We start from the raw sequence: 25,546 nt of genomic DNA, 5'->3' as shown, positions 1-25,546 counted from the left end.
TCGCTATTGTCTGGAAAATGTGGGGGCGCCGAGTAGGGCGAGAAGATCGCTCGCGGGGCGTGTCTCGAGGCTCATCACCACGTCGTGCAGCCGGGCCGCGCGCTCGCCCAATACGGGCTCGGCCAGCGCCCAGTACTTGGCGAATATCTCGGCGTCCGAAAGCGGGCGATCGGGGTTGCCGCGCGCCTCGAAGTCGACACTTTCGATGATCTCGCCGCTGTCGAGATGAAGCCGGGCGCGCGCCCAGCGCTCGGCGGGAAAGCGCGCATTGAAGGTGTCATCCTCGTGGATTTCCACCTTGCTGGCCAGGGCCTTGAGGTCCGGGGCGTCGAGTTCATCGCTGACGCCCGCGACATCCACGGTGCCTCGGCCCAGGGCGCAGGCGACGGGCCAGGGCAGGCTGTACTGGGCCTGCTCGGTGGTCGTCGGGTGCGTCACGTGCAGGCGTTTGCCTTCGTGGAAGGTGACGATCTCGATGCGCGCGATGGCAGCAGGGTCGCGTTTCTCGGCGGGCAGTGACAGCACGGCTTCCACCGCGGGCTGGGCCCAGCGGCAGACCGGGTAGGCCTTGAAGTACTGCTCGTGGAGATACCAGCGCTGGCCCAGGTCCTGCCAGATAGCGGCTACGTTCGGGGCGGTGACAGTCAACGCCGGGGCGCCGGTGAAGCCGTCTTCGGCCAGCAGCGCCGCCGAGATACCGGTCATCGCGCCCCAGCCGGAGCCGTCCTTGAGCATCGTGGGATGATCGATGCAGCGCATCATCTGGCTGCGTGGGCCGTAGAATTCGGCGATGCCGAGGGCATGATGCAGCGTCTCGACATCCGCCCCGCGCAGGCGCGCGGCCACGGCGGCGACGCCCAGGGCGTTCCAGGCGCCGGAGGTGTGATAATCCGGGCTGGTAGCGTGCACGGCGATCCCCGCGCGGGTGGCGATTTCGTAGCCATAAGCGAGCAGGGCAAGGAAGTCGCGCCCTGAAAGTCCGTTGACCTCGGGCAGCGCCAGCAAGCCGGGCAGCAGGGCCACGCCGGCATGCCCCTTGGTCAGCACCTGGCCGTCGTGGGCGTCGAGCGCATCGATCAGCCAGGCCCCGTGCAGGGCGACGCCGGTGGGCGAGGCCTGGCCGGCGGCGAACAGCAACGGGCACTCACCTCCGTGTTGGGAGATCGCGAAACGCGCGGCTTTGTCGGCAAGCGGCGTGCGGGTGGCGCCGGCCGCCACGCCCAACAAATCCAGCAGGCAGCGCTTGGCCTGATGAAGCGCTTCATCGTCGAGGCTCGAAAGATCGAACCCATGCATCCAGTCGAGGGGAGTGTGGTCGTGCATGGCGGTGGCCTCAAAGGCAGATGGTTGATGAAGACACGAGGGGCGTAAAAGAAGGCCGCGCGGAGCGGCCTTCGTGGTGATCTAGCACGGTGGGGCGTGGCCTCTCAGGCGCCGATCACAGCAGGTCGTGTTCCTTGAGGAAGTTTTCGGCGACCCGCTCGATGGACGTCTTGTCGACATCGACTTGGGCGTTGAGGGTAGACATGGTGTCGTTATCGAGTAGCGCGGAGAGCTTGTTCATCTGGTCGTCCAACTTCGGGTTGGCTTCCAGGGTGTCTTCGCGAACGACGGGGGTTAGCGCGTAGGCCGGGAAGAAGTTCTGATCGTCCTCGAGAACCTGGAAGTCGAAAGCGGGGATGCGGCCATCGGTGGCGAACACCAGCCCCACGTCGACCTGCTCGTCGCGCAGTGCCTGATAGACGAGGCCGGAATCCATGCGCTTGACGTCGCCACGGCTGGCACGGAAGTCATAAGCCTGTTGCAGCGGGCGCCAGCCATCCTCGCGGGCATAGAATTCGGCATTCATGGCGAAGGTCAGCCCTTGCTCGTCGTTGACCGCTTCGGCCAAGTCGCTGAGCGAGGTGATGCCGGTCTTCTCGACGCTTTCCTCCCGCATGGCCAAGGAGTAGGTGTTGTTGGCGTCGGAGGGCTCGAGCCATACCAAGCCTTTTTCGGCGTCCAGCTCTTTGACCTTCTGGTAGGTCTCGTCGATGGTCAATCCTTGGGCGGATTCGTCGTTGTAGTTGATCAGCGAGGTTCCGGTGTACTCCCAGTAGAGGTCGATCTGGCCGTTTTCCTGCGCCTGGCGCAGTACGGCGGAGCCCATCCCGGCGCGTTTTTCGACGTCATAGCCGAGTCCTTCCAGGTACTGAGTGGTCATGCTGGAAAGGATCTGTTGCTCGGTGAAGTTCTTGCCGCCGACCACGATCTCCTCGGCTTGGGCAGTGGCCAGGCTGCCGGCCAGTGCCGCGCCGGTGAGTAGGGTCATCAAGGTTTTCATAGCGTCACTCCTGATTTGTTGTGAAGGATCTTGTCGTGTGTTCTGAATGTTGCTGCGTCGTCAGGCGCGGGATGGGTTGACCCCGCGCGGTACCAGCAGAAAAGCGGTGATGGCGATGAGCATATCGACCACGACCGCCAGCAAGGCTGTGGGAATGGCGCCGGAGAGCATCATCACCGGGTCGTAGAGGTCGATGCCGGTGAATATCAGTTCGCCCAAGCCGCCTGCGCCGATCAGAAAGGCCAGCGGCACGGTGCCGATATTGATCGCCAGCGCGGTGCGGATGCCGGCGAAGATCACGTACAGGGCGTTGGGCAGTTCGACGCGCAATAGCCGCTGAGTGGGTGACATGCCGATACCCGCTGCCGCTTCCTTCAGCGCCGGGTTGACGCCCTTGAGTCCCGTGTAGGTATTGCGGGCAATGGGCAGCAGTGTGGCGACGAACAGCCCGAACACCGCCGGCACGGTGCCGATGCCGAGAAAGCTCATCGACAGCGCCAGCACGGCCAGCGTGGGAATGGTGGTGCCGACGTTGAGCACCTGCATCATGGATTCGGCGACGCGCGCCATGCTGGGGCGCGACAATAGAATTCCCAGTGGAATGGCGACGACAATCGCCAGGCCCCCGGACATTAGCGTTAGCCACAGGTGCTGCACGACGAGATAGTGGACGTCGGGCAGATAAAAGATGAAGTCGTCGATCATGCCGCTGGACTGGCTCCAGATGCCGGCTAGAAAGACGGCCACCAGCACCAGCAAACGACCGGCGCCAGCGAGGTTCAGCGTCGGCATGGTTTACTCCTTGATGGCCGGTGAGGGAGAAGCCTCGGCGGCTTTGGCGTTATCCTCGCCCTTGGAGTGGGCACGATAGCGCGAGCCCAGATGATGGGTGATCGCCCGCTGGGTGATCTGACCGACGATTCGCCCGTCGTCGTCGACGCAGGGCACCCACGTCATGTCATGGGCGAACATCAGCGAGGCGACCTTGCGCAGGTCGTCGTCGAGGGTGACCACCACCGGCACGCTTTGGTAATGGTCGCGGCAGTGCCCATGGGTGGTGCGGGCTACGGCGGCGTTGATGATACCCACCGGCTGGCGCTTGTCGTTGACCATCACGATGCTGTTCACGTAGCCGTAAGACTCGATGCGCTGGAGGGCGGTGGCCAGCGTGTCGTCCGGGCGGACCAGGCCGATTTCTTCGCTGGCCAGATCGCGGATCTTGACCAGATTGAGGCGCTTCAGTGCGCGGTCCTCGCCGAGGAAAGACTCGACGAAGTCGTTCTTGGGCGCGGCGAGCAGCTCATCGGGTTCCGAATACTGGACCAGCTTGCCCTCACGAAAGATGGCGATGCGGTCGCCCATTTTGATCGCCTCGTCGATGTCGTGACTGACGAACATGATGGTCTTGTTCAGTTCCTGCTGCATTTTCAGGAACTCGTCCTGAATCACCGCGCGGTTGATCGGGTCGATGGCACCGAAGGGCTCGTCCATCAACATCACCGGTGGGTCGGCGGCCAGTGCCCGCGCCACGCCGATGCGCTGTTGCTGTCCGCCGGAGAGCTCGCTGGGATAGCGCTTGAGAAAGGCATCCGGCTCCATGGCGATCATGCGCATCATTTCCCGGGCACGCTCGCGGTACTTGGCCTTGTCCCAGCCCAGGAGTTTGGGCACCACGGTGATGTTTTCCTCGATGGTCATGTTGGGGAACAGACCGATCTGCTGGATCACGTAGCCGATGTTGCGGCGTAGATCCTGAGTGTCGAGGCTGGAGGTGTCCTCGCCATTGATGAATACCTTGCCCGAGGTCGGCCGGACGATGCGGTTGATCATCTTCAGCGTGGTGGTCTTGCCGCAGCCCGAGGGGCCGAGCAGGATGCAGATCTCGCCGCTGGGGACTTCCATGCTGATGTGGTCGGCGGCGGTCACTGCGCCCTTGGGCGTATCGAAGACCTTGGTCAAGTTGTCGAGTCGAATCATGAAGTTATCCTTGTCGGGTCGGCAGCCTTTGCAAGTCGACAGAGAATGCCGTGGGTAACGGCTCAGGTCGCAGCGGCTTCGCGTTCCATGCCCTTGGGGGTCAGGCGTTTCTGCAGGGCCAGCAGCGCATAGTCGACGATGATCGCCAGCACACTGACGGCCACGGCGCCGAGGATCAGTTGACGCGGATCGGACTGGGAGATACCGCGGCTGATGAGCGTGCCGAGCCCGCCGGCGCCGATATAGGCGGCGATCGCCATGACGCCGATGTTGAGCACCACGGCGGTACGTACACCGGCCATGATCACCGGCACGGCGAGCGGAATCTCGACCATGCGCAGGCGCTGATTCTGGCTCATGCCGACGCCGCGCGCGGCCTCGCGCAGGGCCGGGTCGACATTGTTGATGGCGGTGTAGGTGTTGCGGATGATCGGCAACTGCGAGTAGAGCAAGACCGCGATGACCGCCGGCAGGTAACCGATGCCTTGGCCAATGATCGAGAGGATCGGAATCATGATCCCGAACAGCGCGATGGAGGGAATCGTCACGATGATCGAGGCGATATACAGCACGCTCTTGGCGACGCGCTCGTTCTTGGTGATGGCAATGCCGATGGGGACGCCGGTTAGTGTGGCGATACCCACCGCAACACCCACCAGACTGATGTGTTCGAGGGTAAGGGTCCCCAGCAACTCGAGATTATCGAGAAAGTATTGCAGTAATTCCACGGGCACGGACCTCGCATTCGCGAACGAGTGTTTTGTTTGAGCGCTTAGAAATTTCTTATATGTAAGGAGTTTTATAAGTTCGTATTATGTAAAGAGCATAACACGCTCTTCGCGAGTGCCCGCCGTTTTGGGCATTAGGATGTGTCATATGATTCATTTTCAGTGGCAATGGGTATTCGGTAGGAAACTCATCGACTTCGCCGTATGCTCATTGGCGATAATCCAGTGTTTTGTTTTTCCTTGCAGGAGGCCTGCATTTTGAGCACTCGCAAGACGCATTACCGACTAGCCGCCGCCCAGATTCAATGCGCCTTGGCGGATGTCGCGTGCAATTTCGAGACGCATCATCGTGTCATCGAGGAAGCCCGTCATCGGGAGGTCGATGTGCTGGTTTTCCCTGAACTTTCCCTGACGGGTTACGACCTGGGAACGCGCGTCCCCGAGGTCGCGATGGACCGCGACGACCCGCGCCTGCTCCAACTGGCGGATGCCGCCGGTGACATGCTCACCGTGGTGGGCTTCGTCGAGCGCTGCGGTCGCGGCGAATATGCCAACGCCATGGCGTGCCTGTGCGAGGGCCGCATCGTCGCCGTGCATCGCAAGGTCAATCTCTGCACCTACGGCGGGCACGAGGAAGGCAAGCATTTCGGTAAAGGGCAGGCACTCACCGTCGCCGATGCCGACGGCCTCACCTGTGGTGTGATGATCTGCGCCGATCTCTGGAATCCGGGCCTCGCCCACGCGGCCATGCTGGAGCGGCCTGACGTGATGCTGGCCCCGGTCAATGCAGCGACGGGAATGGTCGACGGCGATTTCGATGACGAAGGCAATTGGCTGATCTGCCTGAAGTTCTACGCCATGATGTACGCCACGCCGATGGTCATGGCGCATCGTTACGGCGCCGAAGGCGACGCCTGGTTCTGGGGCGGCAGTTGCATCGTCGGCGTCGATGGCAAGGTGCTGGCACGGGCCGAGGACGGCGAGACGCTCGTCAGCGCCGAGATCGACACCGACGAGATTGCCGCCGCGCGTTTCGCGATGCCCACCCACCGCGACGCCGATACGCCATTGGTGGCCTCGCTGATGGCGCAGCGGGTCGAGCGCGAGCGGCGCGGTTGAGTCCGGCCCACGTTGATGCCGTCGGTGATGGGGTAGCCGTTGGCGCGTCTGCTGCGGTGAGCAGCGAGCTGCTGGAACAGGGCCAGCGGCATCTGATCTTCCCGTCAATGCCGGTCCTGGCGCACATAAGGTTTGCCGAGTGCGGCGGGGGCCATGCCTTTTTTCGAACCGGACCAGGCGGCTACCAGCAGCACGGCGATGGTGAACAGGTAGGGCAGCATGTTCATCAGGTAGGTCGGAGCGGGCACGCCGATCGCCTGAAGGCGTGGCAACAGGGCCTCGATGGCGCCGAACAGGAAAGCGCCGGCCAGGGCCTTGAGGGGATCCCATCGAGCAAATACCACCAGTGCGAGCGCGATCCAGCCGCGCCCGGCGACCATGTTTTCCACCCAGATGCTGCTGCTTGCCACCGACAGGTAAGCGCCGGCCAGGCCGCATAGCGCGCCGCTGGCAGTGATCGCCACCAACTGCTGAACCTGCACCTGGACGCCTGCCACGTCGGCACTGGCGGGGTCTTCGCCCACGGCGCGGATTTTCAGGCCGGCACGAGTTCTCTCCAGCAGCAACCAGAGTGCGACGCCTATCAGAACCGTGAGATAGACCAGGATGTCCTGGTTGAACACCAGCCGGCCGATCAATGGAATCCGATCCAGTACCGGTAGATCCAGCGGCTGCAGCCCTGCGAAACTCTTGTGCACGTAAGGCCGCCCGACCACGCCGGCGATCCCTAGTCCCACGGCCATGGTGGCCAGGCCGGCCAATATCTGTTCGCAGCGCATGATCACCACGGCAAAGCCGAATAACAAGGCCAGTGCCGCGCCGGCCAGTACGGCGCAGATGATGCCGATGGCCGGGTTGCCCAGTGTCAGTGTCAATACTGCGGCGGTCATGGCGCCCAACGCCATATAGCCCTCGGCGCCCATGTTGAGGACACCGGCGCGCTCACAGAGCACCAGGCCCATGCTCGCCAGCGCGAGGGGGATGGCGAATGCCGGTGTGCTGCCCAGCCAACTCGTGATGAACTGTTCCATATGACCTCGGTGCTCTCAAGTGGGCTGTTTTATTGACGGACGCAGCAGTGAGACGCGGTAGCTGCGGAAGAACTGAATCATCAGCAGTGTCAGTAGCACGATGCCCTGGATCAGCACCACGATGGCGTCCGGGATGCCGTAGAACACCTTCAGCGTGCCCCCGGCGTTGTAGATGCCCGCCAGCACGATGGCCGTGGGCAATACCGCCAGCGGATTGAAGCGCGCGATGAAGGCGATCACGATGCCGCTGAAGGTGGTATTGATGCCGATGGTCTGGGTCAGGCGATGTTCGACGCCGGTCACGATCAACCCGCCCGCCAGTCCGGCCAGCGCGCCGGAGAGGAGGATCATCAGCGTGATGGTGGCGGTCACCGGGATGCCGGTGGCCAGCGCCGTGGGGCGGTTGTGGCCGATGACATCGATGTAGAAACCGGTTCGGCTCTTCTGCACCAGAATCGCCATCAGCAGCGTGATACCCAGGGCGATATAGATGCCCGAATGGAGGTTGCCGAACCCTAGGCTGGCGAGTTGCTCGTTGTCGCCGTAACGGGGCGAGACCGGAAAGCTGTTCACCGGATCCTTCCAGGCGCCGAAGAGAAGATGCTGCAACAGCAGGTAGGCCACGTTGGATAGAAGCAGGGTGACCACCAGTTCGTTCACGCCGGCTTTCAGCTTCAATATCAGTGGTACGGCGATCCACGCCGCTCCCGCGATGGCGGACATGATCAGCATGGTGGGCAGACGCAGGGAATCGCTGCCGACATCATTGATGGCTACCAGCGTTGCGCCGATGGCACCGAGCCAAAGCTGTCCTTCGATCCCCACGTTCCAGAAGCGCAGGCGCATGGCGGCGGTGGCGGACAGCCCCACCAGGATCAGTGGCACCGCCAGCGTCAAGGTCTGTGCCAGTCCCATCGCGCTGAAAAAGACCTGGATCACCAGGTCGTTCAGGAGGGTCGATGCGGGCGCACCGGCAGCAAGTAGTACCAGCAGGCCGCAGGCCAGGCCAATAAGCAGACCAAGGGTATAGGTGGTGGTCGAGCGCAGCGTGCTGATTCGCTGGCGCCGCTCGAGAGTCAATCTGACGTTACTCATGGCCTAGTATCAGCCTCCCGATATCAGCGGCATTGGCATCCCCGGGCAATTCGCCGGTGATTCTACCGGCGCTGATGACACAGATGCGGTCGGACAGCGCCATGATTTCTTCCACGTCTTCGCTTACCAGCAGGCAGGCGGCACCGCCGGCGGCGGCCTCGCGCAGACGCTGATGGACGGCTGCGGCTGCGCGTATGTCCAGCCCGCGTGTCGGTGAGTGAGCCAGTAGCAGTTTCATGCCGCTGTCGATCTCCCGGGCTAGCAAGACTTTCTGTGCGTTACCGCCGGAAAGCAGCCCCATTCGCCCCTGAGGCCGGGCACCGGCGATCTCGTGCTGTTCGATACTGGCGTTGGCGTCGCGCTCCATGCGGCGACGGTTGAGCCAGAGCCACCCGAAGCGGCCGCTGACTACCGAGGTCAGCGCCAGGTTGGAGGCGATATCGAGCTCCGAGACCAGCGCTGCCGCCATGCGGTCGGCGGGGATGACACGCAGGCCCTGCTTGCGTCGCTGTCGGGGCGACAGCCCCAGCGCATCGGCGCCGTCGACCATGACACTGCCAGCGCTGGCCGAGCGGATGCCGCAGAGTGTTTCCACCAGTTCATGCTGGCCGTTACCGCCCACACCGGCCAGACCCAGAATTTCACCGGCGCGCACGCGCAGGCTCACATCGGTTAGCGCGGGGGCGCCGTCATCCCGTTGCGCATGCAGATGGGAGATGGCGAGAAGATCCGGCCCATGGGGCCGAACACTGCCAGGGGGCTTGTCCGAACTGACGCTGGAAGTGGAGGCGCCCATCATGAGGCTGGAGATCTTCTCGATGGACAGGTCGCCGGTATCCAGCCCGGCAGCCACGGTTTCACCACGACGCATGATCGTCACGCGATGGCTGAAGCCGACCACCTCGCGCAACTTGTGGGTGATCAGAATGATACTGCGACCCGATTCCGCCATGCGGCGGATAGCGCCGAGCATGGAGGAGGCTTCGGAGTCGGTCAGCACGGCGGTGGGCTCATCCAGGATCAGGATGCGTGCGCCCAGTGCCAGGACCTTGCAAATCTCGGCGCGTTGCTTCTCCGCCACGGATAGCTCGCCCACCGGGCAATCGGGATCGAGCGTAAAGCCAATCTCCCTGGCGGTAGCCAGCAGTGTGTCGCGGGCGGTGGAGCGACTTTTTAGAGACGGGTGACCATCGGCGGCGAGCAGCAGGTTTTCCGTCAACGTCAAACGGTTCACGAGGCGGAAATGCTGATGGACCATGCCGATGCCATGGCGCGCACTGTCGGAGGGCTTGGCGATTTTCAGCAGTTTGCCTTCCAGTTTCAGTGTACCGGCATCGGCACTGTACACGCCGATGAGGATATTCATCAGGGTCGACTTGCCTGCTCCGTTTTCACCGAGTAGGGCGTGAACCTCGCCGTTGGCAAGTTCGAAGGAGACCGAGTCGAGAACCCTGTGAACATCGAAGCTCTTGTCGATGGCGCTCAGTGTCAGCAGGGCGGAACCCTGACTCATTGGCCGCCCCCGACCGTTCCCTGAATCAGGTAATCCATCGCCCAGAGCTGCTCATCGCTGAGGGATTCGCCGCTGGGGAGTTTCTCGGTGTCGTCCTGGGCGATGAGCGGCCCATCGAACGGGGTCAGCTCTCCGGCAATGATGGCGGCGCGTTTGTCGGCGATGATCTGTTTGACCTCGGCGGGTACGCTGTCCGGCAGCGGGGTGATATCCACGACACCCTGAGCGATGCCGGGGAAGGCGCCGTTGCGGTTGGGTTCCCAGGTGCCTGCGGCGATTGCCTTGATGGTGGGGATCAGGTACTTATCCCAGTGAAACACTACGGAGGTGAGATGCCGCTTGGGAGCCTGCGCGCTCATGTCGAGCTGGAAACCGACGCTGTAGGCATCCGCTTTCTCCGCTTCGGTGAAGGGGGATGCGGAGGACAGGTTGTTGGCAATGACTGACGTGTCCTGCTCGAGCAGCGACTTGGTGGCCTGACCCTCCTTCACCGGGTCCCACCAGGAGTTGGTGTATAGCACCGAGACGTTTGCATCCGGGTTGCTTACCTGTACGCCACGAGCGAAGCCGTTGATATCCCAGTTGACCACGCTGACCGGAAAACCTGCCAGCATGCCCAGCTTGTCGTTGTCGGCCACGGCGCCGGCCGCGATGCCCGCCAGATACCAGCCCTCGTAAGTGCGGGCGTAGAAGCTTTCCAGGTTATCGGAATTGGTCGTGCCGGAAGCGTTCACGAAGGCCACATTCGGGTATTTCTCGGCCGCGTCGGCAATGCCGTCGGAATAGCCATAGGTGGTGCCGACAATGATGTTGAAGCCGCGCTGTACATACAGATCGATGGCGTTTTTCAGGGCGCTGGCGTCTTCAGGAATACTTTCCGCCACGGCAACCGGGTAACCCAGCTCATCGGCAACCTCTTGGCGGGCATTGTCTATCGCCTCGTTCCAGCCGCCATCGCGGGCGGTGGTGGCATAGATGAAGGCGATCTTGGGGTCGCCTTCCAACTGGAAAGGCGCGGCCCGGGTCGGGTTGGCAAGCAGCAGGCTGCCGGCGATAGCGGCAAGGGAGAGGACAGAGGTCGAGATGGGGTTACGCATCGGTGGGGTCTCCGGGTAGGGGGCGGACTCGACGGCAGTAGTTCTTCAGGGCTGCTGGTCCGCGCTGCGGTGGGCATAGGTTTCGTTAAAGCGCGACTGGATGTAGTCGCTGGCCTTGATCGGTTCGAACTGCGCGGGCCAGTCCTCGTTCTGGCACGAGGGCAGGACCTCGATCATGGCGTCGGAGTTGGGGCCGTAGAAAAATGGGATGGAGTAGCGCTGCTTGCCGGATCTATTGATGGCGCGGTGCAGGGTGGAGGCGAAGTAGCCGTTGGTCCAGCGCGCCATCAGATCACCCACGTTGACGATGAATGCGCCGGGGATCGGTGGTGCCTGAATCCACTCGCCGGCACAGTTCAGTACCTGCAGTGAGGGGATGTCATCGGTACACAGGATGGTGAAACATTCGTAATCGGAGTGTGGGCCGATGCCGATCTGGTGCTCATCGATGGGGCCGTCCTGGTTCGGGTAAGATAGTACCCGCATCTGCGCCATCGGTTTGGTGCTCAGCGGCGCGAAGAACTCCTCTTCCAGATCCAGCGCCAACGCGAAGGCGGAAAAGATATTCTGGCCGAAATCCAGTACTGCGCTCTGATAATCCAGCAACGCCTCCTTGAAACCGGGCAGAGCATTCGGCCACTGGTTAGGGCCGTAACCGAACTTGCCGGCCATGACGTCGGGATCGTCTTCCGGGAGGTCCAGCGCGATATCGAAGCCCTCGTGAAGATCGCCCAGGCCTTCGACATTGGTGTTTTCTTCCAGTAGTCCGGTATAGCCGCGGAGGTTGGGAGACTTGGAAATATCGACCTTCAGTTTCTCCTCCAGCGGCAGATCGAAAAACTGGTGTGCGGCGCTGAATGTTCGGTCGATCACCTGCTGCGGGACACCGTGGCCCTTGGCGTAGAAAAAGCCTACCTCGGTGCACGCCTTGCGCACCGCTTCGCCGACAGCCCGACGAGCGTCCACGTCATCGGTGTGCATGGCGGAAAAATCGATGACCGGTATGGAGGAGAACGGGACGACGAGGCTGTCGAGGTCGTTGCTGTTGACGGCGCGTGGGCCGTTGCCGGTGATCACTGTAGTCATTATGGATTCCTGCTTTGGTTCCGGTCGGTCCAATGACTGTGCACGTTGTTCGTCTGGAGTCCGGCCTGTCGGATTACTGTCAACTTCTCTTAGCAAGTCTTAGCAAGGCGTATGCCAATTGAGGGAAGGCCTGGAATGAAAAAGTCGATAGTGGGAATTGAACAGTCAGCCACTGGTAGGATTGTGCACGTTGCCCAATAAGAGCTTGGCAGCATGCAGAATTCGGCCGGTTCGGTCGGGTCGCGTCTCGGCTTGGAAAGCACGGTCATGCTCGATGAGAAGTGGGTGCACGAGATCGGGGCGTTGGGTGTCAAGAATGGGCCGACATCGTGCGTCCGGCCCGGTGTGAGTCAAGCCGAGACATAGCGTTCGCTGGTTACCCGAGACGGCTCACGCTGCATGATGACGTCACCTTGACGAACCGAGAGCAGTACGTCGCCTTGCTTGCGCAGTACGCTGTAGTCGTCTTCTCCGTCGAGCAGGATGAAATTGCCGGGCTTGCCGGTCTCGATGCCGTAGCGGTCCTGAATGTTCAGGGTCTGGGCGCTGTTTGTGGTGATCAGATCGAGTGCACTGGCGAAGTCGTGATAGCCCATCATCTGGCAGATATGCAGGCCGAAATCCAGGCTGCGCAGCAGTTTGCCGTTGCCGAGAGAGTACCAGGGGTCGAAGATCGAATCCTCCGCGAAGCAGACGTTGATACCGGCTTCGCGCAGCTCTTTGACTCGCGTCAGGCCGCGACGTTTTGGGTAGGTATCGAACCTGCCCTGTAGGTGGATGCTCTCCGTAGGGCAGGAAATGAAGTTGATGCCGGAGTTCTTTAGCAGGCGGAACAACTTGGCGCAATAAGCGTTATCGTAGGAGTGCATCGCCGTGGTGTGGCTGGCGGTGACGCGCGGGCCCAGCTCGTTGAATAGCGCCTCGCAAGCCAAGACTTCGAGAAAGCGGGAGTTGGGGTCGTCGATCTCGTCACAGTGTACATCCACCAGACGGTGGTACTTCTTCGCCAGCGCGATGACCGTCTTCATCGACTCCACGCCTAGTTCGCGGGTGTACTCGAAGTGCGGAATGCCGCCGACCACATCGGCGCCGAACTCCAGTGCTTCTTCCATCAGATGCAGGCCGTTGGGGAAAGAGAGCAGACCGTTCTGGGGGAAGGCGACCACCTGCAGATCGATCTTCTCTTTCAGCTCGTCACGCAGGGTGCAGAGGGTTTTCAGGCCCACCAGGCTGGGGTCGGATATATCCGCGTGGGTGCGAATATGCTGCACGCCGTTCTGCACCAGAAGCTCGATGGTGTCCAGCACTCGGCGGCGGATATCGGCCTCGTCCAGCATCGGCTTGCGCTCGCTCCAGCGCTCTATGCCTTCAAACAGAGTGCCGCTCTGGTTCCAGTGGGGTTCACCGGCGGTCAGTGCCGCATCCAGGTGAATGTGTGGCTCCACCAGCGGTGCGCACAGCAGTTTGCCGCCGGCATCGATGGCGCCGGCGGGGCAAGCGATCACGCCGTCTTGTTCGCTGATCCGGCTGAACCGCCCAGCACTGATCTCCAGGGTGTGGAGCTTGGGGGTGTTTCGCAGACGGGCATTGACTATGTGCATAGGGACCTCTTCACAGATCTTCCGACGCGGGAAGCTGGCTATCGATATTGTGGTGCTGAAATAGAATCTGCTCGATCAGCAGGGCGTTCTGCAGGTTGAGCCGCACGAAAGCGTCACCGAGGCGATGGCCGATCAGTTGCTCGATCCGTTTCAGGCGATGTCGTAGCGTGTTGCGGTGAATGCCCAGGCTTTCGGCAGTCTGCTGCTGGTTGCCGAACAGATTCAGGTACTGGGTCAGTGTGTTTTTTAGCTGCAGTGACTGGTCATCCCGGGCGAAGCAGAGACTGCCTAGCTGCTGCTGGCAGAACTGGGCCAGCAGGTTGCGTTGAGGGATTGCCGAAAACAGACGGGCAATGCCCAACTGGTCGTAGAAAAACAGCCGTTGGCCACCGTGCTGTACGGCGAACTGTACCGCCTGCCGGGCTTGCTCCACGGCCGAGCAGAGCTGGCTGAGTCCGGGTTGCAGGTCGCTGGCACCGGCGTAGAGCGTCAGCTCCGGCATCCGGCTCTGCAGCTGGCTCAGCGCAGCGTCAAGATCGTCGGACAATGCGCTGGCGTGGTCCTTGTCTGCGGGCCAGATGGCGATCAGGTCGCGCTCCAGCACCAGTACGGGCCAGTCGATGCCGCGTCGCTTTAGTAGCTCGCCGAACTGTTGTTCCAGTTGGTTGCGCTGGTGGACCAGTTGCCAGTGCTGGTCGAGATCCTCGCTGAATAGACGCTCATGAAAGGGAGGAAGGCGTACAGCCACTACCGCATAAGGGCGGTCATCGTTCAGGCCCAGCTCGGCGGCGCGCAGATGGATGAGTTCAGGTGCGTCGGCAAAGCCGTTGATCAGTCGGGTCAGGAACAGTCTGATGGACTGACCGAGCAGATTGTCCTGAACGATGGCGTTACTGATCACCTCGGTGACCAGCACCATCTTCAACGAGTAGGGCTGCTCGAGGATTGGAAAACTCAGTGAGTTGGCCAGCTCCAGAACACCGGAGGGGATCTCATGGATATACTCGGGGCCGGTGAGTATCACCAGTCCCGCAACCTGATTTTCCACTGCCTCGTGCACCAGTTGCTTCAGGTTGGCTTCGCTGCGATGCAGGTTGATACCGGTGACGAACACCAGCTCGCCGCCGCGCACCCAAGGGGCGATGGTGTCGTTCTCCGCTACATAGGGCCAGCGAACGGGGCGGTTGCCGCCCTGCAGGCCGGCTCGGAAACGGATTTCCTCCAGGCCGGGCAGCCGCGGTATCTCGGCGCAGGTTATCGCCATGTCAGTCCTTGGTCGGGTCCATCGCTGGGCGGGGAATCGACAGTTTCAGCAGGATGGCGTAGCACAAGGCTGCGGCGATGACGCCCACCAGCGGCGGGAGTACCGGGGAGAAGTAAGCCACTCCGGAGGCGATCGCATAGGAGGCCAGACCGATCCAGTTGAAGGCAGGTAGATTGACGTCGGCCAACTTCGGATACCGGCCCTTATGGTTGAGCCAAAAGTCCGCCATGATCACGCCGCCGATCGGTGGGATGAAGGTGCCGAGCAGCACCAGGAACGGAATCAGCAGATTGTACATACCTCCTACGGCCAGCACTGTTCCGATGGCGGCACCGGCCACGGTGACCACCTTGCGCTTATCGGTGCGCAACAGGTTGCAGCCGGCTACTGCAAAGTTGTAGATGGTGTTGTCCTGGGTGGTCCAGATGTTGAGGAACAGCATCAGTACGGCAAGCACCACGAAGCCCTGAGCCAGCATCACATCGACGATGTCCGCCTGCTGGTAGATCATTGCCCCCAGCGCGCCGGTTAGCACCATCAGGCCGTTACCGATGAAGAAGGCGGCCAGCGTCGCGATCACGGCGATCTTAGGTGTGCGGGCGAAACGGCTCCAGTTGGTGGCTTGAGTGCCGCCGCTGATGAAGGTCCCGATCACCACGGTGATGGCGGCGGCAAGGCTCATGCTCTCGGAGGGCGTCTGGCCTGCAAGGCCGGAAAGCCCTCCAACATCCACCATGCCGGTGTAGAGGCTGATCAGAATGAATAGCATCATCGCCGGTACGGCAAAGCGGGAAAGCAGATCCAGTCCGCGAAAGCCGATCATCGCGGTGACGCAGAAGGCAAGGCCGAACAGTACCATCAGCGGGGTCTCGAGCGATGCCGGCAGGCCGGTGGTCTTTACCAGCACCACGGCGATAGTGGCGGTGCCCCAGGCGTACCAGCCGATCTGGGTAAAGCCGAGCACGAAGTCAGACAGTTTGCTGCCCACCTCGCCAAAGCAGAAACGTCCCATCAGCACGGAGTTGAGGCCGCTTTTACAGGCAATATAAGCCAGGGCCGCTGCGTAGGCGCCCAGCAGCAAATTGCCGATAAGAATCACCCCCAACAGCTCGCCGAACGGGAAGGCGACACCGAGTGATCCGCCCGCCCACATGGTGGCGGTAAAAAAGGTAAAACCGAGCAGTACAACCGAGGTGGAGAGCAGCCCTTTACGTTCGCTGTTGGGCACCTCGCTCAATGGGTAGTCCGAGTTTTCCATCGTATGCTCCGCAGGGAGTTCGCATGAATAGCGGCAGGTGGTCTTTCTATACCACTCATGAAGCAAGAGGTGTTCCACTATTGGGAGAGATGGCAACGACGGTGGGGGAGTTGTCGATTTTCGCTTACCGGAGAGTCAGTAAGCTGTGCAATGTGCACAATAAGATCCTTGATACGCGGCCGCGGGCTGTCGTAACGCGTGATCCTTGCACCACCATGGTTCATGAAGGGCGCATCATGGGCTAACGCATGGTACAAAAATGCCCGAGGCGTTGCCTCGGGCATTCTGAAGCCAACAGGTGGCATCCTGTTTCAGAGAGTGGGCATCCCAGTGGTATTACACCCAGCGTCGCTGGCGGCGCGTTTTCCAGTGCCGGTCGATGAAGCGTTCGCCGTTCTCGAAGGCTTGCAGGCGCGCTTCGAGATAGAACCATTCGGCGTCGCAGCTCAGTTCTGCCCAGGTCTCGGTATGCACCTGCCAATCGCCGCGCTGGAAGGTCTGGTGCCAGCTCTTGCTCATGGTCGCGGTGGCTGGCGCATCGGGATGGATAGCATAACGCTCGTCAGCCCAGGCAATGTTGGTCAGGCCATGGTCGTAGGCGATCTCGCCGAAGTCGTCGATGATGGCATGCCGCGTCCAGCCATCAGTCAGCGAGTGGGTGACATCTCGGGACTGCGTGCCCGCACGTTTGATCCGATGCTGCATGGGGCCGGAAAAGACCGCCGGCTCGAACGCCACCGGCGGCGCCTCGTGCGAGGTGCGTTGGGGCAGGGTGAGCCGCGAGTCAGCTTCGTGCAGGGTCAGCGTGACCGGATAAGGGCTCGGCCAGACCAGCGGCCAGTAGGCGGTGGTCACCGAGACGCGCAACCGATGCCCGGCAATGAAGCGATAGCAGGTCTGGTTCAGTGACACGGTCACGTCGAGCGGTGTATCGCATGGTACGTCGGACGGCGTGACGTGGCTTTCGCGGTGGCAGAGGTTGAGCACACCGTAGGAGACGCGTTGCGAGACGCCCTCGGGCGAGACGTCACACACGCGAACGATCAGATTGGCGCGCGGCTGGTCGACGCTGACCCGCAGCGCTAGCGTGGGGCGTCCCAGAATCAGCGTGTCGGCATCCAGCGGATCGGTGTCGTAGGTCAGCGAGTGGGCGTCGTCGCCACGCTGGTCGCCGGCGATCTCGGGGCCGCTGCTGTGGGGGATGTACTCGCCGCATTGCAGGCCGTTGTCGGCGGGCGCACGCAGTTTGACCACGCCGGGGCGGGCGGCGCCGTCGTTCGGGGCGTGTAGTTCGCCGTTGCCGAGTGCCAAGACCCGTGAAGATATGTGCGGACTTGGCCACTGGGTTTCGGCGAGCCATTCGCCGGGAACCTCGAGCCGGTGCGGATCGGCCTCGGAAAAGGACGGACAGAACACGCGATACAGCGGTTCTTCCATGATGCCGGTGTCGCGATCCTTCAGCCAGTAATCCCACCAGCGTAGCGCTTCCTGAAGAAAGCCGATGGTCGGCCCCGGCATCGCCAGGTGCGGATAGGCGTGCGGCCAGGGGCCGATGATGCCGCGCCGCGGGCAAGGCGCGTGCTCGAGAATCTCGGCGACGAAATTGACATAGGCATCGGCCCAGCCGGTGACGGCCAGCGTCGGCGTCGTCAGGCGCGCATAGTCCTCGCACACCGAGCCATGGCGCCAGTAGGCATCGCGCGTCTGGTGATCGAACCAGTTCTCGGCGACGAAGGGTTGCTGGGCGAGCCGATGCCGCCAGAGTTCGCGCCAGTCGTCGCGCAAGACGGGATCAGGTGGCCGCGACATGAAGGAAAGCGACGAGGCCGCCCAACCGAAATTCTCGTTGAGCACGCAGCCGCCCTTGTAGTGGACGTCGTCGTGATAGCGGTCGACGGTGGCGCCGACGGCGATGATTGCGCCGAGTGCCGGCGGTTGGCGCGAGGCCACCTGCAGTGAATTGAAGCCGCCCCAGGAAATGCCCATCATGCCCACGCGACCGCTGCACCAGGGTTGCTCAGCAATCCAGGCGATCGCCGCGACGATATCGTCCTGCTCGCTGGCCAGGTATTCGTCCTCAAGCACGCCGTCCGAGTCGCCGCTGCCGCGCAGATCGATACGCAGCGCGGCATAGCCGTGGCCAGCGAAGTAGGGATGCATACGTTCATCGTCGGCACTGGTGGCATCTCGCTTGCGATACGGGATGCACTCGATGATCGTGGGCACGGGATGGGGCTCGGCATCTGCCGGTCGCCACATTCGTGCCGCGAGTCGGCTACCGTCGGGCAGCGGAATGAACACTGCCGGTTCCTCGACGATCGGGTGCGGGAAGTCACGCACTTCCCGGGCATCGGGTTGGCTTCCACTCGGAAACATGGGGCGTCCTGTCGTCAGCAGGGGCGATGTCGGCATCGCCCCAGGGAAGGAAGAAAGGAAAAGAAGTGAGCGAGGCGTTAGAGCAGGTCGTTTTCGGTCAGGAAGTCCTTCGCGACCTTTTCGATGTTCTGATCGTCGATATCCACACGGCGGTTGAGATCGATCAATGTCTCGTCGTTCAACGCGGCGGACATGTCGTTGAGCAGGGGCTCGAGGTCGGGATGCGCATCGAGGGTTTCCTCGCGTACCACCGGTGCGAGTTGGTAAACCGGAAAGAATTGCTGGTCGTCGTCGAGCACTTGGAAGTCGAAGGCGCCGTTGCGGCCATCGGTAGCGAAGACCAGTGCCACGTCGACTTCATCTTCACGTAGCGCATTGTAGGTCAGCCCCGTATCCATGCGCTTGACGCGCGAGCGCGGGAACTCGAATCCATAGGCCTCTTGCAGTGGTCGCAGGCCGTCGTCGCGGGCATAGAACTCGGCATTGGAGGCGAGCGTCAGATCGGCGCCATCGTTCATCGCCGTGGCTAGATCCGAAAGGGTGTGGATGTCGCGTTTCTCGGCGTCGGCCTCGCGCATGGCGAGTGCATAGGTATTGTTGGTGTCCGAGGGATCCAGCCAGATCAGTCCTTTCTCGGCATCCAGGCGCTTGGCGGTGGCGTAGGTCTCGGCGGCGTTGTCGGGTTGCGGCTGGTCATTGAACAGGATCACCGAGTTGCCGGTGTATTCCCAATAGAGGTCGACCTGGCCGTTCTCCTGCGCCTGACGTAGCACCGAGGTGCCCAGGCCGTCGCGCTTGTCGACGTTGTAGCCGTTGGCTTTCAGCAATTGGAAGGTAGCCGAGGTGAGAATCAGGTGCTCGGTGTAGTTGAGACCGCCGACGACGATGGGATCGTCATCTTGTGCGTGGGCCGTGGTGGCCGCCGCGGAAAGGCTCAGTCCCAGGGTGGCTAGTAGTGTCGTGATGGGGTGTTTCATGGCAGCGACATACCTCTGTTGTTATAGAGCGTTATCGGGTTGCGACTTTCGTCGTTACCCAGAGTAACGCACCCCGCTGCCGGGATTGATGAGAATCCATAATGCCTGCGATTTCGGACGCCAACAGATGACAAAGCAAGCGCCATGGCTGGGCAATGGTCAGTGGTGAGGGGAAGGGGAAGGGGGATCCGTCGAAGACGCGTCGTCTGCGTCGGGCTGCTTGACCTGATCGGCATAGCACGGCGAGGAGGCGGGTGTTTGATCGCCTGTCTCGCGGTCTTCGTCTTCCAAGGCCTTGAGCAGCATGTCGCGTAAATACGGCAAGTGCGAGCGCTGTGGCTCCCGGGAGGCGGTCAGCAAGGTGAGCGTGCCTTCGCGCGCCCAGCGCATGAGGGGCAGCAAGACGTCGGGATCGTCCTCGACCTCCCAGCGGTAGCGATGGCTGAACACGGTGTCGTTGAACTCGCCCTGATGCCAGCCACGGCGCAAGGCGTTGGAGGGCGAGGCGTCGCGGTACCAGTCGGTCAGTTGCAGCGACTCGCGGCGCTTGCCGCGCGGCCATAGGCGGTCGACGAGAACGCGTGCACCATCGCCTTCTTCGGCGGCCTGATAGATACGTTTGAGTGCGATCGTATAAGACATCCGGTTCTCCTCCGCCAGTCACTTGTCATGTCGCAAGTGTCTCGCTCTCTCGGGCTAGGCGATACGATAGGAATATGCCATCTCGGCCAGAGGACCGCGCCCGCCGGCCAGGGTGAGCGAGAGATCGTGAAGCCCTTCCCAGACGGGCAATGCCGCAGCGCCCTTGATGGCCAGGTCCAAGCGCTGTGCGAACAATAATAGCTTGTGTAACCGCTTGAGCGGCATCCGCTTCAAGGCCTGCTGATAGAGCGGACGACGCTTGTCGGGAATCGGCGGACGCTGTGCCTTGCAGGCGTGATCGAGGCTTTGCCCCTGATCGAGGTGCTGCGCCAGCGACAGGAAGATGCGCAGCTCACGCGTCAATGCCCACAGCACCACCGGGGCTTCGATGCCTTCGCCGCGCAATCCACTGACGATGCGCGAGACGCGCACGCGGTCGCCGCGCAGACAGGCGTCGATCAGCGTGAAGACATCATAACGTGCATTGTCCTCCACGCCGCCGGCAATGGCCTGGGTGTCGAGCCGCGCGTTGGGTGGATTGATCAGCGCCAGCTTCTGCAGTTCCTGGTCGGCGGCCAGCAGGTTGCCCTCGGTGCGCTCGCCGAGCAGGCGGGCGGCGTCCATGTCCAGTGACAGGCCATGGCGCGACGCGCGATCCCGCACCCAGAAGTGCAGGCGCTGGTGATCCACCGGCCACACCGGAACGAACACGCCGATCTTGTCCAGCGCCTTGAACCAGGCGCTGGACTGCGCGCGCCGGTCGAGGCGCGCGCTGCTGATCAGGAGAATGTCGTCGCTGTCCTTGGCCTGGCGGGCGTAGGCATCGAGTGCCTTGGCGCCTTCCTGGCCCGGCGACTGACCGCCCAGGCGTAGCTCGATGAGCTTGCTCGAGGCAAACAGCGACATGCTCGCTGCCGACTCCGTGAGCCGTCCCCACTGAAAGCCATTTTCCACGTGGAGTACTTCGCGTTCCTCGACGCCTCGCTGGCGTGCCGCGGCGCGGATGGCGTCGCAAGCCTCCATATGGATCAACGGCTCGTCGCCGGCGACGATGTAGACCGGCTGGAGGCGCTTACCGAGCGCCTCGTCGAGTTTGTCAGGAAAAACCTTCATGGCGTCTCGAGGGCGCGCAGACGGTCGACGAGTTGACGTGCCGCCTGCTGACGCAATGAATCGAGCGCTTCGTCGCGCAGTTCGTCTTGCGACAGCAGGTTGTTATTGTCGACGCTCAGCGTGGTGCTGGCCTCGAGGGTCTGCTGGTCGAGCAGGTAGGCATTGTCCTCGCTGCGCTGCACCGAGAACGGCACGCTGAGGGTCAGGCGGCGTTCCTGATTGCCACCGGCACCCTGCGTCAGGCGTGTCTCGCGGATTTGCTCCTCGCTCAGGTTGACGCGTAACGGAGCGTCGTCTTCGAGCGTGGTGCCAGTGCCTTTCAGCGCTTGTTCCACGGCATCTTCGAAGCGTCCATCGGGGGACGACAGCGTCAGTGAGGGAACATCGAGCGCGGTGGCGTCGAGTCCACGCAGTTGAAAGCCGCACCCGGCGAGCAGCGTCGTCAGGGTCAGCAGGAGCAGAGATTGGATGATGAGCGAACGGCGCTTCACGCAGGCCTCCTTGCGGGCTGGGACCCGCTCCTCGGGGAGCGGGCGTATGGGCCGAGTCAGTTGGCGACGATATTGACCAGCTTGCCGGGCACGACAATGACCTTGCGCACGGTCTTGCCCTCGGTATGGCGGCGCACGTTTTCCGCTTCGAGCGCCTGGGCTTCGACAGCAGCTTTGTCGGCCGCTGCCGGGACCTCGAGACGGGCCCGCAACTTGCCGTTGACCTGCACGGCGAGTTCGATGCTGTCCTTGACCATGGCCGCTTCGTCGGCGCTTGGCCAGTCGGCGTCGATGACCGGGGTCTCATGCCCCAGAGCTTCCCACAGCGCATGGCAGGCATGCGGCACGATCGGCGCCAGGATCAACACGCAGGCTTCCAGCGCTTCGCGCGTGACCGCCAGGCCTTGTGGCGTGTTGGCGTCGTCCTCGTTCTGGAAGCGACCCAGGGCGTTGACCAGTTCCATGACGGCAGCGATGGCGGTATTGAACGTCGTACGGCGCCCGATATCGTCGCTGGCCTTGGCAATGGTTTCGTGGGTCTTGCGGCGCAGCGTTTTCTGCTCGTCGTCGAGCGCGTCGGCATCCAGCGTGGCGGGCGTGCTGGCGTTGACGTGATCGGCGACGAGTTTCCAGAGCCGCTTCAAGAAGCGGTGCGCGCCCTCGACACCGGAATCCGACCATTCCAGCGACTGCTCCGGCGGTGCGGCGAACATCATGAACAGGCGCACGGTATCGGCGCCGAAACGGTCGATCATTGACTGCGGATCGACGCCGTTGTTCTTGGACTTGGACATCTTCTCGATGCCGCCCATTTCCACCGGCTGGCCGTCCTCGCGCAGCACAGCGCTGATGGGGCGGCTCTTGTCGTCGCGTTTGACGTCGACATCGGCGGGGTTGAACCAGTCCTTGCCGCCGTCGGCGTTCACGCGATAGAAGGTCTCGGCGATGACCATGCCTTGGGTGAGCAGGCGCTGGAAGGGCTCGTCGCTTTCGACCAGGCCGAAGTCGCGCATCAGCTTGTGGAAGAAGCGTGCGTAGAGCAGGTGCAGAATCGCATGCTCGATCCCGCCGATGTAGAGATCCACCGGCAGCCAGTAATTGGCGCGTTCGTCGAGCATCGCCTCCATGTTGTCGGCACTGGCGAAGCGCGCGTAGTACCAGGAGGATTCCATGAAGGTATCGAAGGTATCGGTCTCACGCGTCCAGCCCTCGCCGAGGTCATAGAAATCCGGCATCTTCTTGAGCGGCGAGCCGGAGGCGTCGACTTCGACTTCCATTGGCAGGGCGACCGGCAATTCGTCATCGGTGAGCGGCACGGTCTGGCCTTCGGGGCCATATTTGACCGGGATCGGCGCACCCCAGTAACGCTGGCGTGCCACGCCCCAGTCGCGCAGGCGGAAGTTGGTTTTCCGCGTACCTTGTCCGTTGGCTTCTAGCTTGGCGGCAATAGCGTCGAAGGCCGCTTCGAAGTCGAGCCCGTCGTACTCACCGGAGTTGATCAGCGGACCATGCTCGGCATGTGCGCCTTGGGACACATCCGGCACGTTGCCCTCGGCATCGGCGATCACCGGTTCGATGGCGATGTCGTACTTGGTGGCGAATTCCCAGTCGCGCTGATCATGGGCGGGGACGGCCATGACCGCACCGGTGCCGTATTCCATGAGCACGAAGTTGGCCACGAAGATCGGTACTTCGCGCCCCGTCAGCGGATGCAGCGCCTTGTAGCCGGTGTCCATGCCTTTCTTTTCCATGGTCGCCAGCTCGGCTTCGGAGTTGCCGCCCTGCTGGCATTCCACCAGGAAATCGGCGAGTGCCGGATTGTCGGCGGCCGCCTGCTTGGCCAACGGATGGCCGGCGGCCAGCGCCATGTAGGTGGCGCCATAAAGCGTGTCGGGACGCGTGGTGTAGACCACGAGCGGGTCGGCCTGGCCGGCGACATCGAAGGTCAGTTCGACGCCGGTGGACTTGCCGATCCAGTTGCGCTGCATGGTCTTGACCTGTTCGGGCCAGTCGACCTCGTCCAGATCGGCGAGCAGTTCCTCGGCGTAGTCGGTGATCTTGAGGAACCACAGCGGGATTTCCTTGCGCTCGACCGGCGCGCCGCTGCGCCAGCCGCAGCCTTCGATGACTTGCTCGTTGGCGAGCACCGTCTGGTCCACCGGGTCCCAGTTGACGGTCGACATCTTCTTGTACACCAGGCCTTTTTCGACCAGCTTGGTGAAGAACCACTGTTCCCAGCGGTAATAGTCGACGTCGCAGGTGGCGAATTCACGGTTCCAGTCGTAGGCGAATCCCAACGCCTTGAGCTGACGGCGCATGGCGTCGATGTTGTCGTAGGTCCAGGCACCGGGCGGGACGCGGTTCTTGATCGCGGCGTTTTCGGCAGGCATGCCGAAGGCGTCCCAGCCCATGGGCTGAAGGACGTTCTTGCCCTGCATGCGCTGAAAACGCGAGACCACATCACCGATGGTGTAGTTGCGCACGTGCCCCATGTGCAGTTTGCCGCTGGGATAGGGGAACATCGACAGGCAGTAGAACTTCTCCCGGGTCGCGTCCTCGACGGCCTTGAAGCACTGGTTGGTGTCCCAGAAAGTCTGGGCGGCGGATTCGATTGCGTGCGGCGTGTACTGTGCGTCCATCGGTTTGATCTGGCACCTTGCGTTAGGCTTGGCTTGAAGCGGATAACGCCCGGCCTCGCGATGTGGTAGAACGGAGCTGGGCGGGACGTTGTCCGTATGTTATGACAGGCCGTCAGGATACCCCAGTCGTGCGCCTACAGGTAGGGGCATGACCTCGACGACAGGCAGGAGAAACGTTATGAGCGAACGTCACGATCAAGAGCATCGCCTGAGCCGTGCCTATGAGCGGGTTCTCGAACGTCTCGAAAAAGGCGCTGGTGACCTGTCGTGGGAATCATTGCAGCGCGAAATGGACGACGCTATCGAGTTCGAAGCGGAGTTCGAGAATTACACCAAGGATGAGTTGTCCTTGCTGCGTGCCTGGGTCGAGCGTGACATGCGCGACTTGCGGGGGTTTCTGGCCCGAGGCGGCGAGGGCATCGCCACCTGGCTGGGAATCGATCTGGGGATCATCTCGCGGCGCGTCACCGAAGCGCTGTTCTCCATCGCTGATCGCACCACCGTCGATCAGGTCCGCTTCGAGGACGATCTCGAAGCCGCACGCGCCGATTATGTCGAAGGCGAAATGGCCGTGCCCGGGCGCATGCGTTGCGTGCACTGCGACACAGAAGTGGTGCTCGAATCGATCACCCTACTCGAACCCTGCCATCAGTGCGGGCATCGTTACTTCGCGCGGACCAGTGGATAAACCTGGATCAGTAGCCTAAACAATCGAGGAATAGACAAGACGCCGTATTGAAAAAAGGTGTGCTGCATCAGCAAGCCTTAGCAATGACGGCGTCACCTTCTTCCAATCGATTGGTTTAATGCGGGTAATGTAGCCGCATGTGTACCTATTGGCATCGCAGTGCCATAAACCCCAGCCTGGCATTCGCCAGCGTGTTTCCAGCGGTCACTCGAAGTCTATCCCTTCGCCAGAAACAAATCCTCACAGAACGGCAGTGTCGCTGGGGTACGTTTCACTTTTATCCATGTTAAATTAGGTCTCTTCCACATAAGCGTGGCACGCGTCTGGCAAGCGACGATCGTTTGAATGCGCGTTCGTGCCATGCATGACCTTCAGGACGATGCCATGTCTGATGCGCTCTTCGACACCTTCGATATCGATCTGTCGCCGTCGCAGCGGCTGCTGACACTGGACATTGCCGGGGCGTCGCTGCTGCCGCATCGGCTGGTGGGCGAGGAGCGGGTCAGTGACCCCTTCAGCTATACGCTC

Annotated in this window: 21 protein-coding genes; 2 read left to right on the top strand and 19 right to left on the bottom strand. The window is 62.1% G+C overall.

The features are described from left to right. Window positions 1-3: 3 nt before the first annotated feature. The 5 genes from L1073_RS14515 to L1073_RS14495 form a co-directional block, all read right to left on the bottom strand. Complete coding sequence (locus L1073_RS14515) at window positions 4-1,323, bottom strand: MmgE/PrpD family protein (protein ID WP_246900390.1); 1,320 nt, start codon at window positions 1,321-1,323, stop codon at window positions 4-6. A gap of 115 nt (window positions 1,324-1,438) precedes the next feature. Continuing rightward, window positions 1,439-2,323, bottom strand: a complete 885-nt coding sequence (locus L1073_RS14510) for a glycine betaine ABC transporter substrate-binding protein (protein WP_246900389.1) — start codon at window positions 2,321-2,323, stop codon at window positions 1,439-1,441. A 60-nt stretch (window positions 2,324-2,383) separates the two neighbouring features. After that, window positions 2,384-3,115, bottom strand: a complete 732-nt coding sequence (locus L1073_RS14505; RefSeq protein ID WP_246900387.1) for an ABC transporter permease — start codon at window positions 3,113-3,115, stop codon at window positions 2,384-2,386. 3 nt (window positions 3,116-3,118) lie between these two features. Next, window positions 3,119-4,300 (bottom strand): ABC transporter ATP-binding protein, encoded by a 1,182-nt coding sequence (locus L1073_RS14500; RefSeq protein WP_246900386.1) that lies wholly within the window; start codon window positions 4,298-4,300, stop codon window positions 3,119-3,121. A gap of 62 nt (window positions 4,301-4,362) precedes the next feature. Then, window positions 4,363-5,028, bottom strand: coding sequence for an ABC transporter permease (locus L1073_RS14495; RefSeq protein ID WP_246900385.1), 666 nt, complete (start codon window positions 5,026-5,028; stop codon window positions 4,363-4,365). Window positions 5,029-5,286: 258 nt separating this feature from the next. Here L1073_RS14495 and L1073_RS14490 point away from each other — a divergent pair, with 258 nt between their 5' ends. Continuing rightward, window positions 5,287-6,147 (top strand): nitrilase-related carbon-nitrogen hydrolase, encoded by an 861-nt coding sequence (locus L1073_RS14490; protein WP_246900383.1) that lies wholly within the window; start codon window positions 5,287-5,289, stop codon window positions 6,145-6,147. Between the two features lie 104 nt (window positions 6,148-6,251). On the opposite strand, the gene L1073_RS14485 is transcribed toward L1073_RS14490, so the two are convergent. The 14 genes from L1073_RS14485 to leuS form a co-directional block, all read right to left on the bottom strand. Next, window positions 6,252-7,178: an ABC transporter permease gene (locus tag L1073_RS14485; protein ID WP_246900381.1), complete on the bottom strand. Its 927-nt coding sequence runs from the start codon at window positions 7,176-7,178 to the stop codon at window positions 6,252-6,254. Window positions 7,179-7,193: 15 nt separating this feature from the next. Next, the gene (locus L1073_RS14480; RefSeq protein ID WP_246900380.1) at window positions 7,194-8,273 is read right to left on the bottom strand and encodes an ABC transporter permease; all 1,080 of its coding nucleotides are present in this window, start codon (window positions 8,271-8,273) and stop codon (window positions 7,194-7,196) included. Further along, window positions 8,266-9,786 carry an ABC transporter ATP-binding protein gene (locus tag L1073_RS14475; protein WP_246900378.1) on the bottom strand — a complete coding sequence of 507 codons (1,521 nt, stop codon included), beginning with the start codon at window positions 9,784-9,786 and terminating at the stop codon, window positions 8,266-8,268. The genes L1073_RS14480 and L1073_RS14475 overlap by 8 nt, the downstream gene beginning before the upstream one ends. Further along, complete coding sequence (locus L1073_RS14470) at window positions 9,783-10,883, bottom strand: BMP family ABC transporter substrate-binding protein (protein WP_246900377.1); 1,101 nt, start codon at window positions 10,881-10,883, stop codon at window positions 9,783-9,785. Before L1073_RS14470 ends, L1073_RS14475 begins: the two co-directional genes overlap by 4 nt. Before the next feature lie 45 nt (window positions 10,884-10,928). Next, window positions 10,929-11,969, bottom strand: coding sequence for an isopenicillin N synthase family dioxygenase (locus L1073_RS14465; protein ID WP_246900375.1), 1,041 nt, complete (start codon window positions 11,967-11,969; stop codon window positions 10,929-10,931). Between the two features lie 350 nt (window positions 11,970-12,319). Next, a complete protein-coding gene (codA, locus tag L1073_RS14460) occupies window positions 12,320-13,570 on the bottom strand; it encodes a cytosine deaminase (RefSeq protein WP_246900374.1) in 1,251 nt (416 codons plus the stop codon). Window positions 13,571-13,580: 10 nt separating this feature from the next. Next, window positions 13,581-14,834: a PucR family transcriptional regulator gene (locus L1073_RS14455; protein ID WP_246900373.1), complete on the bottom strand. Its 1,254-nt coding sequence runs from the start codon at window positions 14,832-14,834 to the stop codon at window positions 13,581-13,583. Between the two features lies 1 nt (window position 14,835). Continuing rightward, complete coding sequence (gene codB / locus L1073_RS14450) at window positions 14,836-16,092, bottom strand: cytosine permease (protein ID WP_246900372.1); 1,257 nt, start codon at window positions 16,090-16,092, stop codon at window positions 14,836-14,838. A 336-nt stretch (window positions 16,093-16,428) separates the two neighbouring features. Then, the gene (locus L1073_RS14445; RefSeq protein ID WP_246900371.1) at window positions 16,429-18,468 is read right to left on the bottom strand and encodes a CocE/NonD family hydrolase; all 2,040 of its coding nucleotides are present in this window, start codon (window positions 18,466-18,468) and stop codon (window positions 16,429-16,431) included. Window positions 18,469-18,545: 77 nt separating this feature from the next. Then, window positions 18,546-19,445, bottom strand: a complete 900-nt coding sequence (locus L1073_RS14440; protein WP_246900370.1) for a glycine betaine ABC transporter substrate-binding protein — start codon at window positions 19,443-19,445, stop codon at window positions 18,546-18,548. A gap of 159 nt (window positions 19,446-19,604) precedes the next feature. After that, window positions 19,605-20,087 carry a DUF488 domain-containing protein gene (locus L1073_RS14435; RefSeq protein ID WP_246900369.1) on the bottom strand — a complete coding sequence of 161 codons (483 nt, stop codon included), beginning with the start codon at window positions 20,085-20,087 and terminating at the stop codon, window positions 19,605-19,607. A 54-nt stretch (window positions 20,088-20,141) separates the two neighbouring features. Then, window positions 20,142-21,200: a DNA polymerase III subunit delta gene (gene holA, locus L1073_RS14430; RefSeq protein ID WP_246900368.1), complete on the bottom strand. Its 1,059-nt coding sequence runs from the start codon at window positions 21,198-21,200 to the stop codon at window positions 20,142-20,144. Beyond that, window positions 21,197-21,691, bottom strand: coding sequence for an LPS-assembly lipoprotein LptE (locus tag L1073_RS14425; protein ID WP_246900367.1), 495 nt, complete (start codon window positions 21,689-21,691; stop codon window positions 21,197-21,199). Before L1073_RS14425 ends, holA begins: the two co-directional genes overlap by 4 nt. Before the next feature lie 56 nt (window positions 21,692-21,747). Next, window positions 21,748-24,330, bottom strand: a complete 2,583-nt coding sequence (gene leuS / locus L1073_RS14420; RefSeq protein ID WP_246900366.1) for a leucine--tRNA ligase — start codon at window positions 24,328-24,330, stop codon at window positions 21,748-21,750. A 178-nt stretch (window positions 24,331-24,508) separates the two neighbouring features. Here leuS and L1073_RS14415 point away from each other — a divergent pair, with 178 nt between their 5' ends. Then, window positions 24,509-25,018 (top strand): zinc ribbon-containing protein, encoded by a 510-nt coding sequence (locus L1073_RS14415; protein WP_246900365.1) that lies wholly within the window; start codon window positions 24,509-24,511, stop codon window positions 25,016-25,018. The last annotated feature ends 528 nt before the right edge of the window (window positions 25,019-25,546 follow it).

The sequence above is a fragment of the Chromohalobacter nigrandesensis genome, from assembly GCF_023061285.1.
Lineage (GTDB): Bacteria > Pseudomonadota > Gammaproteobacteria > Pseudomonadales > Halomonadaceae > Chromohalobacter > Chromohalobacter nigrandesensis.
The sequence above is the reverse complement of the archived record's forward strand: the minus strand, read 5'-3'. Positions and strand labels throughout refer to the sequence as shown.